Raw genomic sequence first — 12,880 nt, forward strand, 5'->3', positions numbered from 1 at the left:
AATAATTTTGATTTCAATGCCATTTAAATTTTGCTGTTTTACTTACTCAGTATGGCCTCCTTTCTACTATTTTCTATCCGTTCCTTGCACAGTGGGAATTGATGGTTTACAACCACTCTCCCACCCTTTCTAGTTGTTTATAGCTGTTAAACCTTAGGAATTTATCAAAATATGGAGAGGCAATAAAGGGAACAGTATTTTTTAAATAATGGGATAAAAAATCTGGCAAATAACTCTGAAACTCCTGCATTTTTTGCCTGTAACCTTTTAGGAAAATAACTTTTATTTTATCATAGTCAAGTTTCCAGTAAGCAAGCTCTGAAACTTCTTTTCCGGTTGTGTGTTCTACCGCTAAAGCTTGTAAAATTAATTGCGGAAAAAATCCTGACATAACTTCTTTATTGGAAGGTGGCAAACCAAGCTTGTAGTCTATAATTGCCGCTTGTCCATTTGGCAGATACTCAACTCTATCGCATCTTGCTGTTAGAGAAACTTCTTGTAGCTTCCAAGTAGCTTTAGCATTGTGCGCAGGAACACAGGCTACCAGATAGGAAAAGCTCTTTTCCAACGCAACAAGATTGCTTCTAGCCTTATTAAATTCAACAAAAGATTGAATTATCCCTTGCAGTCTTACCCACCACATATTTGAAAAGTTAAACTGACTAGTTGAATACACCTCTTGTGCAATGCTCATTGGCGATTTTCTGTTGCGTAAATACCTCTCAAGAATGTTGTGTACCATGGTGCCAAATTCCAATATTGAAGGCTTGAAATTTAAGTCTTTCAATTGTTTAAGTTTTAGTATGTATTCAACGTAAAATGAGTAAGGGTTGCGGATCAGCTTTTCTACCGCACTGCAAGACATCACTTGCATTTTTTCTTCTCTAACTTTAGTTTGAGGTTTTGGCATAGGTTGAGCACACGGGGTAGCACATTCAGGCATATTTAATACTCTTAGCCAATCACGATAAGGGTGCTTTGACTCCTGTAATAGAATTTCTAGACGACGCAATAGAATTGGCTTCCTATTGCTCAGCAATCTTGTAATGTAAACTTTACTTGCACAAAATAAGTTGCGTAAATTATATAAGAAATACCCCTGTTCCTCTTGTACAGAAGGGAGGCTGAACTTTTCTCTTATCAGTGCATTCAAAAATGGACTTTGAAAACTTGGTATGTCATTGAATCCAGCAAGTATTACAACTTTATTATGATATAAACTAAATTTATTTAAGTCGCTTGCTGTAGAAAAAAACTCTTTTCTTAAAAACAAGATCAGAATCTGGCTATATAACTCCAAGGAGCACTTAATTGCCATACCTTCGCTTGCATTTGAGAAATCATGGGTAAAATTACCCATTTCATTACTTAACTCCAAAAAATTCACACTAGACAGCATACTAACACACCGCAAATGAGCTGTTACTACATCAGAAATAGGGCAATTCATAGAATTAAGTAAAGGATTAAGTACAGTCTCTAACTTGCTGATAATGAGTAATATACCTTCTTTGTGTCTTAGCTTTTTATGGGTATTAATAGCTTTTATAATGTCATCAAGGCCTCTTGTATTAAAGCTACGTAATATCTCTATTTCAAACTCAGATAAAATTTTATTGTACTCTTCTTGAGCATAACCAAAAGTTACTAGTTTATGTTTAAGGAGCGAAAGTAATGCTACACTATTCCAATTTGAAGTCAAAACCTCGATACTATAGAGCAAGAGCGTTATATAGGGGTAGTTTTCTGATGCGGAACATGCCATGCAAGCTGCGAGCAATTTGTCAAAGACAACTAAAGAAACATTTTCATAACCTTCATTCTCTATAATTAATGATATCACTTGTGATTCTTCCTTCCTAGAATCGCAAGTGATAACTTCAATATTTTCTATGTACCCGTCACTAACTTTGCTTAGATCAGCGGTAGTATCAAAGATGTAATCTAGATATTCTACAGTCATCCCGGTTCTCTGGTTACAGATTTCAGTGTTATGTGCTGGAAGAAGTACTTCTGGTAGGAAACTCACGTCCTTTCTGCTTACACTTAAATAACCTAGCAGATCTTTTAGGCAATATTGATAATGTCTTTTATCAAGCGATTTCCAATCCTTCTCTTTAATTTTCAAATTTAGGTTGGGTAAAATTATCTTTCCAAATGGCAATTCATATATAACCTTAATCAATAACTTGTAGATCTCACCCTTTCCAATTCCAACAAAAATTATATGTTGATCTTCCTGTAAAGAGACTACCATATTATTTATATAGTCACTTTTATGTTTTAATATATCCACTACTTCTAGATCTTTTAGAGTTTTACTCCAAGTTTCAACAAGTAAGTTTATGAAATTCTCTATTTTCTTTGAATGGTTGTCAAGTTGATAATCATCTGTTATTTGAGTGCATTGAATCTTATCAAGTAGTGATTGCAAGCTATAAGCTAAATCTATTGGGAAGTTGTCGTTATTTTTTCTATTCCACTCCAATATGAATTGGATCAATAGTAGTGTCCTTTTTGTTGGCTTGATAACTTTAATCCTATCAAGATTTAATATTGAATCTTTCTCATCAATGTTCTCTAGTGAAACTATCTCTGGCAAAATTATGCATTTTTTAGCGTCATAATTCTTGAATGCACTCAGCATTGCTATCACGTCGCTTTTGCAAGGAAGTATTACTTTTATCTTGGAAATTTTTTCTTTCTCATACTCAGAAAATATGTGCTGAACCAGTGTATCGAAAAAGTGTTCATTCACATTAATAGTAAAAATTCTTCCCACGAAAGATAGCAATTAATACAATGCTTTATTGTACAGCAAAATATAAGTGCGCTTACAATTTCTTAATGTTATTATACGTTAAAATCTTTTAACATTACATGGTAAATATCAGAATAGAGGTTTTAAATAAATGCGAACAAGTTGACAACAGATGGCTAGTTAACGTTTATTCGATCTACATAAGTAAAGAGTTACCATCAAAATTATATAAAGAAATTTGTAAGCTATTTTATAATGAAACCATACAAGACTGCCGTTGTTACTCCTACAATAAAAACTTCGAAGAAGTCCGATATGATTTTATAGAGTTGCAAGCTGAGTGGGGCTTAGAAGTAAGCTTCTTACCTGGCATGACCGATAATGTCGGCAACACATCAGAGCAAATCGTTAGAGAGTATTTAATAAGTAAGGGCTATGTCGATCTATCTGTCATTCCAGTGCTTGATACTGAGATTCAGAAAGGGAAAGAGCAGATTCCAGTGTCAAGCGCTGAAATGACACCAGTTGAGATAAAAGCAAGAAGTTCTAGATTGATTCTAGGGCAAGGAAATTTGCTAATTGAAGGCGATATAGAATTCAACCCACTCACTGAGTGTTGTACACTTATTTATAAAGAAAACGGCAATTGCCATTGGAAGCATTATGGTAAATTAAAGGATATCATCCCAGCACCAAGACACTGGGATCTAAAAAACTTAACTGGAACTAAGCAATTGCATAATGAAAACTGGATTCCAGTATCAAGTGCTGAAATGACACCACCTTCTATGCAAACTGCCTGTAAATTACAACATTTACATACTAAAACACGTTGCATGGAGGTTAGAGCTAAGCCTGTTAACCTTAATATAAGTGATCAAGAGCTTGAAAAAATCAGTAGAGGTGGAATCAATGGTAATGGCACCTTAGGACTTTCTCTCGTAGCAATGAAAGCCATAAGGGATTATTTCAACAAACTCGGTAGAAACCCATATGATATTGAACTTGAGTCTCTAGCACAGGCTTGGTCTGAACACTGCAAGCACAATATCTTCTGCTCTCCAATTGATGAAATAAAAGACGGCTTGTATGCGCATTATATTAAGCGTGCAACGCATGAGATAAACTCTAACATATGCGTGTCAGTTTTTTCCGATAATGCAGGAGGAATAATTTTTGATGACGATTACCTGATTGTAGATAAAGTTGAAACTCACAATAGCCCTTCAGCTCTTGATCCATTTGGTGGAGCAATGACTGGAGTGCTTGGAGTTAATCGTGATATAGTGGGTTTTGGCAAAGGTGCAGAGCCTATAATGAATACTTACTATTTTTGCTTTGCCAAAGAAGCAAAAGGCAAATTTTATAGGGACAAAGAGCGTGCTGATGAAATTTTGCCACCAAAATATATTATGAAAGAGGTGATTCACGGCGTTAATATTGCTGGTAATTGCTCTGGCATTCCAACACAACTTGGATCGATATATTTTGACGACAGATTTTGTGGAAAACCATTAGTCTTTGTTGGAAGCGTAGGAATTATTCCGCGCAATATAAACAATGTACCTTCACATGTTAAAAAGCCCCAAAATGGCGATAAGATCGTAATTATCGGGGGGAGAGTTGGAAGGGATGGAATTCATGGTGCAACGCTCTCTTCAGAGGCGTTGTCAGGAAATAGCACCTCAACAGTCGTGCAAATTGGAGATCCCATAACACAAAAAAAATTATCCAATGCTGTCATAGAAGCAAGAGACCTCGGTCTTTACAATGCGATAACAGATAACGGGGCAGGTGGCCTATCATCGTCCGTTGGTGAAATGGGAAAGGATGGATTTGAGGTTGATTTAAGCAAGATTCTACTTAAAAGTGATGGTATGGCTCCATGGGAAATATGGATATCAGAATCACAAGAGAGAATGACCTTAGCGGTGCCAGAAAAAAATCTACCTATGCTTAAGCAAATCATGGAAAAGCATGATGTGGAGGTCAGCGTGATCGGAGAGTTCAATAATACAGGTGTGTTGATAGTTCGAATCCCTTCCATCCCACCAATAATGAATATTGAAACTGAGTTTCTGCATGACGGTAATCCTAAGATGCACTTAAAAACAAAGCCGTGGTCTGGGCAAATTACTGCTACTCCAACGTTATGCGCTGGAATAACACTGAGCCCGGAAGTTGAACTAAAAGAGATGCTAAGCAGACCGAATATATGCAGCAAAGAGTTCATAGTGGTGCAATATGACCATGAAGTTCAAGGGTCTTCAGTGTTAAAACCATTACAGGGCAAGGGAAGAGTATGCAGTGAAGCTGTTGTCTTAAGGCCAATTCTTTCTTCAAGCAAAGGTGTTGTGAAATCTCAAGGGTTTGGCTCAAGTTATGGAGAGATTGACACTTATCATATGGCAGCATGTGCAATTGACACTGCCATACGTAACTATATAGCCGCAGGAGGAAATATAGACCATCTAGCGTTGCTTGACAATTTTTGCTGGTGTGATGCTTACAATCCAGAAAGGCTGTGGCAACTAAAAAGAGCTGCAAAGGCTTGTTATGATTACGCAACCGCATTTAAAACACCATTTATATCTGGAAAAGATAGTATGTTTAACGACTTTAAAGGCCATGCTGAAAATGGTAAGGAAGTGATAATCTCTGCACCACCTTCATTGCTCATCTCAGCAGTTGGGATTATAGAAAATATTGAAAATGCAGTATCGCTTGACGTGAAAATGCCAGGGGACTTGATATATGTGCTCGGTACAACCGGCGATGAACTTGGTAGATCTGAATATCAATTATATAGTGGAATAAACACCAACAATGTACCAAAAGTTGATGCAAAGAACGCCAGAAAGTTATACGAGCGTTTCAACTATGCAGTAAGAGAAGGCATCGTTGCTTCTGCAATTGCACCAAACCTAGGAGGGCTGGCTATTGCTTTAGCAAAATCGCTAATTGCAGGGAATCTAGGTGCCGAAATTGATTTTTCACTGGTGCCAGTAGGGAAAACACAAAATGCGGATACGATAAACAAAATAATAATGTTTTCTGAATCGCAAAGTAGAATTTTAGTTACTATCGCACCACAGAACCAGAGGAGGTTTGAACAATTATTTAAAGGTGTAGTCTATTCGTGTATTGGTAAAGTGACAGACGAGAAAGTTCTAAATATCAGGGATGTTTTAAAAGTAGATTTAAAAGACTTAGGATTATGTTATGCTAGTTTAAATATTTTTTGATTATGCTAAATAATTCTTTCACTATGTGTGATGTTTACTTAGAATAAATGTATATTGCTATATTGGGGTGGGTAATTATGTCTATTTTATTAATTGTTTTATTTATTAGTCTTTCTTTGCTCAACAATTTAAATAAGTTGATAATATGCGCTGCCTTAGTTACAGTGGCTGCTTTAGTTGTAAATTTAATAGTTGAGTTTTATGGTAAGAGAAAAGCTATGTATGGCCTAATAACATGCACGTTATTATGTTGTATTCTTAAGTGGCAGGATTTTAGCTTGATGATATTAACTTCATACACTGCAGTTTTAGTATCCCTCTTTTCGAGTATAATCTTTTTTGAAAAATTGGAATCCAAGTTTGGGTTCCACATAACAAATTTCATTACTTTAATCACAGTATCAGTAATTGATAGTACAGTTATGTATTTTGGGCTATTGTACAAATTTTCTGTAGACAAGTGCTTATCAATATGTATCAGAGACTTGGCTCTTAAGTTTTCCTATGCATCAATGTTAAGCATCTGCTTATTTGTAGCAGCACATTTATTTTATCTGGCAAAAAGAAAATATACTAAGCTTTATGCCTAACTTGCTTTCCGACAGTAATTTCATATTTCTAAAGTCGAGTAGTTTGTGCTAACAAGGTGCTAGCTACTGCAAGCTTAAGTTAGCTATAGTAGTTTTGCACACTAGGGCCTGTTGTTTACTTTGGTGGTATGGTATTTCACAGTGAACTAACTAAAATATATTGGCTTTAAATTAGTAAAATAGATTTCAACATATGCGTTTTCTTTGTTCTAACTATGTTCCTTTTCTATCCTTAGGTTGCCTTTTGCTTTTTTCATTACTTTCAGCAAAAGCCCATACAAATTATTGAAATGTAAGAAGAAGTCGCTATTGACAAAGGTGAAGAATCTACTCCGGTTCCAAGAAGAAAAAGAGCGTATAAATGAAAAATCAAGAGATGTTGCAAAGCCTAGAGAGACAAAAAGTGGGTAGAAAGCAAAAAAAGTATCGATAATAAAGAGAGTGAGTTAGTCGTAGCAAAAGTTATCGTCTCTGTAAGAGACAAGCTCACAAAATGCTGGAGCATTTCTGGAAGCATAGCTTGCAAAGAAGATTTTAGTGTAAAAATTAACTTATTGTTATTCAATCAAGGCAAAATAATTATGGCTGATGTGGCGGATGGTAGTTCCTATAAAAATAGTTCACTCTTTAGGTCAATAGCAGATAGCGCAATGTGTGCTGCATGTAAATGCAGCCCTATAACCGACTTACCCATTGGATACCACCACATTTAGCGTGAAGTGACACTAGACTTTATTTTAAACGGGTAAGATCTTATAACACATAATTATCCAAACAGTAATACTAATTCTCATTATTAATATATTAAATAAGTGACATTGCAGGGTTGTTTAATTGCGGAGTGAGAAAGAGAGGTAGTAAATTTGCACAAAGCGCTCTCAAGCAAAGCAATTCTATTATAGACTTTGTTGCATAAGACGTTCTATTTTTATAACTAGAGAGTCTCTTAATGGGGTTAAGCTCTGGTGAATATGGTAGTAGGTACATAATCTTGATATTTTTAGGTACCTTTAAATTTTCTGATTTATGCCAACTAGTACAATCCATACAAGAGAGGCTTCTCGTGTTCTTAAATATTGCGATATTTATTCAAGAAATATATTCATACGGTTAGTGTTGACATTTGGTGCAAATAAGCTAGAACTCTCTCCATTTCTAGGATTAACGGCCTGTAGGGGATAAAAATTTGTCTACCTAATTTTACTTTAATCTGTATTCTAACGCCCTTTTAAACATCCGTGTCCAACCATGATTCATCAAAGAAAAATAACTCTTGTTTAGGATGCTTACCAATAGTCTCAATATACGAAAGCTTCATTTTTTGCATGTTACAGTGTGCTGTAGACTTGCTGACATTCAGGCTAAATTTTTCCTGGATTCTTATCTCATTTCTTTAATGGTAATGTTAGGGTTTTTCTTGTACCTGTACTTCAACTTGTTCAGGTTGACTCTGATTCAATCTAATTTTTCTACGGTGTTGAGGGAGAGTGAACGATTTTTCTTCTCTTCCAAATTATTAGGTGCTTTATCCATGCAGTTAGTGCCGTTCTTGAAATGAAACATATTTTTGCTACGGCTATTATACTGTGCTTTTTGCTACAATTACAGCATTTAATTTTTTTTGCAGCTTATGCATTTTGCACTTTCTTCAGCATTTCTTTTGCTGATTCCACGACTTTTTCATCCAACAATTTTGGTTTCAATGACGTTTAAACCTCTTTATTTTACTTACTTTGACATAGTTTCTTTTTCCATTATTGTCTATCCATTACTTTTGCAGTGCGAATTGGTATGAGAAATAAGAATCGAGAAAAATTTGGCTTGAGTGTCAGCAAATCTATAGCATGCCTTGATATGCAGAAAATGAAGTTTTCGTATATTACGTCAAGACCAGTTTGTAATGAACAGGATGAAGGTAGATAGGAAGAGTTAAAAAAAACTTGGTGAGACTATTGATAAGTATACTGAACAAGAGTTATTTTTCTTTGATGAATTGCAGTTTAGTACACATCCGAGAGTTGGACGCGGGTTTTAAAGGGAGTTAGGAACAGGTTAAGGTAAAATCAGGTAAACAGAATTTTTATCTCTACAGTGCAGTTAATTCTAAAAATGGAGAGAATTCTAGCTTATTTGCACCGAATGTCAACACTAACCGTATGAATATATTTCTTGAATAAATATCGCAATATTTAAGAACACGAGAAGCCTCTCTTGTATGGATTGTACTAGTTGGCATAAATCAGAAAATTTAAAGGCACCTAAAAACATCGGGGTTGTATGCCTGATGCTATACTCACCTGAGCTCAATCCTATTTATTACCTTCTTTCTCCACTCCGCAATTAAATAACTCTGCAATGTCACTTATTTAACTGATTAATAGTGAGGGTTGGTATGAAGTTCTTAATATCCCTTGTTCCAATCTCCCTGTTAAATATGGTACTGGTTTGTTTTATAATAGTGCCATGCAAATCTGAAATAGCAGTTTATCAGCTGCTCTCCCTCATCGTTACCACGATTTGTTCGCGGTATCTTTAAATCTCACTAACAAACAGCGGAACGATGGTAGTAAAAATATTTGAAAAATTTACCAAGTGGAAAAAAAAGCAGAAGAAACCTTGGTTAAAAAACATTGGGTTTTTTTATGTTTAAAACACTTAATAACTGTGATTTAACTGCTTTTTATTGCAACTAGCCTTTAGTCATAAAATTTAGGAAATTTACTGAGCGGAAAAAAGGTGAAAGAAATCACGTGGTAGGAATTGCTACTCTCTAATCCTATAAATTGGCGTTTTATACTGTCTTAAACACTTTGTAAACGCGTTCGGCTTATGTGGGTAAAAATCTAGGAAATGTTGTAAAGGCATAAGGCGTACATATAATAATGCAGAAGATTAAACACAAGATTTCAACTATGGAGTATTTCTTTGTTTAATCTGCACAGATTGAAGATAACTAAGTACTTCACTGCTATGATCAAAGGGACTGCCGAGGTTTGTTAAGTGATTTTTTGTATTTTTAGTATACATTGCGCTTAACTATGGGTTGAAAAGTTAAGATAAAATATAAAAGCATGAGTTTTGTTTTGACTTGTTGTGCTAATTTTGCAGAATGTTAGGATTATAATTTGAATTAAATGCATGATAAAAAGGGGTTGGGAAGTAGTAATTGGGCTTGAGGTGCATGCTCAAGTTTCCTCTAAGACAAAGCTATTTTCTAGCTCATCAACTGAATTTGGTGCTGAACATAACACTCAAGTTTCTCTGGTTGATGCGGCAATGCCAGGTACACTACCAATACTGAACTACCACTCTATAGAGCAGGCGATACGCACTGGTCTTGCGCTTTCTGCAGAAATTAACAAGAGCTCTTACTTTGATCGGAAAAATTACTTTTACCCAGATTTGCCACAAGGTTATCAAATAACTCAGTTTTTTGAGCCAATAGTTAAAAATGGTAAAATATTTATCAATAATAATGAGAAAGAAATAAGAATCACTAGAATTCATCTAGAGCAAGATGCAGGAAAGAGCATTCATAAAAAGAGTAAAACTTATATAGATTTAAATCGTGCAGGGGTTGCTTTAATGGAAATTGTCTCGGGGCCGGATCTTCGGTCATCTGCAGAAGCTGCCGAATTTATGAAAAAGTTGAGGCAGGTTTTGCGTTACATTGGCTCATGTGATGGTGATATGGAAAAGGGGTCACTTCGTTGTGATGCGAATGTTTCTGTTTGCCCAAAAGGCAGTAACACATTCGGCACCCGCTGCGAGATAAAAAACCTGAACTCAATACGTTATATTGTGCAAGCTATAGATTATGAAATACAAAGGCAAATTGGAATTTTGGAAAGTGGGGGAGAAATAAGTCAAGATACCTTGTTATTTGATGTTGCTTCAGGGAAAACAAAAGTGATGCGAAGCAAAGAGAATGTAAGTGATTATAGATATTTTCCTGAACCAGATTTACTGCCTATTGAGATAACTCAGGATAAAATCGATTCTATTAGGTCATTTTTGCCCGAATTGCCAGATCAAAAAAAGCTGCGATACATTGGAGAATTAGGTATCAACGAATACGATGCTGATGTCATCACTTCTGATAAGGCAATTGCTAATTATTTTGAAGAATTGATAAAAAAGCACGATTCAAAGCTTGCTGTTACTTGGCTAACTGTAGAGCTTTTTGGTCGCTTAAATAAGGCAGGCATTGATATCACAAGCTCCCCAATCAAAGCAGATGCCTTATCCGAACTCTTGGACTTTATTGTTGATGAAACGATCTCTGCTAAGCTTGGTAAGCAAATTTTTGATATTATGTTTGAAACTGGCAAGCCAGCATCTTTAATTATAAAAGAGCAGGACCTGAAGCAAATAACCGATAAGGGTCAAATATCAGAAATTATCAACAAAATCTTCAATGACAACCGAGGTAAGGTTCAAGAATATAAAAGTGGTAAAACAAAACTATACGGATTCTTTGTCGGTGAAGCCATGAAACTTACCAAAGGAAAAGCCAGTCCTGATGTTGTGAACTTGGTTTTGAGTGAAAAGTTAAGTGATTATGCTAATTCCCACTGTACAGGGAACGAATAGATAATAGTGGAAAAGAGGCATACTGAGGTAAGATAGCGAAGTTTAAATGGCGCTGAATCAAAGTTATTGGACGGAAAAGTTGTGGAATCGGCAAAAGAAGTGCTGAAGAAAGTGCAAAGTAACGCATATGTTGCAAACAAACTAAGTGCTGTAATTGCAGCAAAAAAAAAGTACAGTATAACAGCCGTGCAAAAATATGTTTCATTATGGATAAAGCACCTAATGCTAATTTTCATTATTAATAGGTCAAATAAGTGACATTGCAGAGTTGTTTAATTGCGGGATGAGAAAGAGAGGTAATAAGTTTGCACAAAGCACCCTCAAGCAAAGAAATTGTACTATAGACTTTAATTGCGCAAAGTGTTCTATTTTGTATACAACCAAAGTCTCTCAATAGGATTGAAATCTGATGAGAGTGGTGATAAGTATATAATCTCGATATTTTTAGGTACCTTTAAATTTTTGACTTATGCTAACTAGAGTAATCCATTACAAAAAAGGGTTCTTGTGTTCTTAAATATTATGATATTTGTTCAAGAAATATATTCATAAAATTAGTGTTAACATTAGGTACAAGCAAGCTAGAATTTCCTCCATTTCTGGAATTGACTGCACTGTGGAGAAAAAATTATCTACCTGATTTTACTTTAACCTGTGTTCTAACGCCCTTTTAAACTACCCATGTCCAACTTTCGAATGTGTATCGAACCGTGATTTATCAAAGGGAAATAACTCTTGTTCAGGATACTTGCCAATAGTCTCAATATAGGAAAACTTCATTTTTTACGTATTAGAGTGTACTGTAGACTTGCTGACGTTCAAGTCAAGTTTTTCCTGGATTCTTATTCTTCTTTAATGGTAATATTGGATTTTCTTGTATCTATACTTTAACTCGTTCAAGCTGCAGTTGCGGCATTTAGTTTGTTTGCAACGTATGCGTTGTTTTGCACTTTACTTCAGCACTTCTTTTGCTGATTCCACAACTTTTCCATCCAATAACTTTGATTCAGCGCCATTTAAACTTCGCTATCTTACCTCAGTATGCTTCTTTTCTATTATTATCTATCCGTTCCTTGTACAGTAGGAATTGATGTAAGAATGGTAACGCTCCATTGCACTGGGCTGTTATAAGATAGAGGATTGACGTAGCAAAAATACTACTAAAACACAACGCAGACGTTAACGTTGAAAATAATAAAGGCAAGACAGCATTGTACTGTGCTGCTGAGTGTAATCACCAAGAACTTATGGAGTTGCTTTTAGCTCATGGTGCAGTTTTTATGATTAGTGAAAGTATTTGATGTAGCTTAAGAGGAATTTGTCTTGACGTCCTATATGATATCCTTTACAATTAAAATTAGCAGTGAAAGTGTGTATTTGTTATGTTTGCAGTAATTGAAACGGGTGGAAAGCAATATTTAGTAAAAAAAGGTAGTGTAATAAAAGTAGAAAAATTGGAAGTTGAGGAAGGAAAAGAGGTAGAGATTGATAAAGTAGTTTACTTTTTAGATAGCGGTTTATCTTGTTCAACTAATGCTACTGTTAAGGCTGAAGTGCTTGGGCAGCATAGAGGAGAAAAAATTATAGTTTTTAAAAAGAAGAGAAGAAAGAATTACCGTAGAAAGACTGGTCATAGGCAGTATATAACTGTTCTTCGTATCAATGAAATTATTCAAGAATAAGGGGTAAGA

Annotated in this window: 8 protein-coding genes and 1 pseudogene; 7 read left to right on the forward strand and 2 right to left on the reverse strand. The window is 35.3% G+C overall.

What is annotated here, in order from left to right:
• Positions 1-106: 106 nt before the first annotated feature.
• Positions 107-2,782, reverse strand: a complete 2,676-nt coding sequence (locus GO684_RS02370; protein WP_175938664.1) for a PD-(D/E)XK nuclease family protein — start codon at positions 2,780-2,782, stop codon at positions 107-109.
• Positions 2,783-2,880: 98 nt separating this feature from the next.
• Between GO684_RS02370 and GO684_RS02375 the strand changes: the two genes are divergently transcribed.
• Together GO684_RS02375 and GO684_RS02380 are read left to right on the forward strand one after the other, a co-directional pair.
• Positions 2,881-6,006 carry an AIR synthase-related protein gene (locus GO684_RS02375; protein WP_175938593.1) on the forward strand — a complete coding sequence of 1,042 codons (3,126 nt, stop codon included), beginning with the start codon at positions 2,881-2,883 and terminating at the stop codon, positions 6,004-6,006.
• A 77-nt stretch (positions 6,007-6,083) separates the two neighbouring features.
• The gene (locus GO684_RS02380; protein WP_175938595.1) at positions 6,084-6,596 is read left to right on the forward strand and encodes a hypothetical protein; all 513 of its coding nucleotides are present in this window, start codon (positions 6,084-6,086) and stop codon (positions 6,594-6,596) included.
• Between the two features lie 796 nt (positions 6,597-7,392).
• Here the strand turns inward: GO684_RS02380 and GO684_RS06005 are convergent.
• Positions 7,393-8,251: pseudogene (locus GO684_RS06005) on the reverse strand (transposase).
• Between the two features lie 124 nt (positions 8,252-8,375).
• Here GO684_RS06005 and GO684_RS02390 point away from each other — a divergent pair.
• From GO684_RS02390 to rplU, 5 genes are all read left to right on the forward strand, one after another.
• Positions 8,376-8,519 (forward strand): hypothetical protein, encoded by a 144-nt coding sequence (locus tag GO684_RS02390; RefSeq protein WP_175938598.1) that lies wholly within the window; start codon positions 8,376-8,378, stop codon positions 8,517-8,519.
• Between the two features lie 1,215 nt (positions 8,520-9,734).
• Positions 9,735-11,189 carry an Asp-tRNA(Asn)/Glu-tRNA(Gln) amidotransferase subunit GatB gene (gene gatB, locus GO684_RS02395; RefSeq protein ID WP_175938600.1) on the forward strand — a complete coding sequence of 485 codons (1,455 nt, stop codon included), beginning with the start codon at positions 9,735-9,737 and terminating at the stop codon, positions 11,187-11,189.
• 81 nt (positions 11,190-11,270) lie between these two features.
• The gene (locus GO684_RS06010) at positions 11,271-11,447 is read left to right on the forward strand and encodes a hypothetical protein (RefSeq protein ID WP_175938602.1); all 177 of its coding nucleotides are present in this window, start codon (positions 11,271-11,273) and stop codon (positions 11,445-11,447) included.
• 881 nt (positions 11,448-12,328) lie between these two features.
• Positions 12,329-12,490 carry an ankyrin repeat domain-containing protein gene (locus GO684_RS05195; RefSeq protein ID WP_369408520.1) on the forward strand — a complete coding sequence of 54 codons (162 nt, stop codon included), beginning with the start codon at positions 12,329-12,331 and terminating at the stop codon, positions 12,488-12,490.
• Between the two features lie 81 nt (positions 12,491-12,571).
• Entirely contained in the window at positions 12,572-12,871 is a 300-nt protein-coding gene (rplU, locus tag GO684_RS02410) for a 50S ribosomal protein L21 (RefSeq protein ID WP_175938604.1), read from the forward strand.
• Positions 12,872-12,880: the final 9 nt, after the last annotated feature.

Origin of the sequence: Wolbachia endosymbiont of Litomosoides brasiliensis, assembly GCF_013366805.1 — a bacterium.
Classification (GTDB): Bacteria; Pseudomonadota; Alphaproteobacteria; order Rickettsiales; family Anaplasmataceae; genus Wolbachia.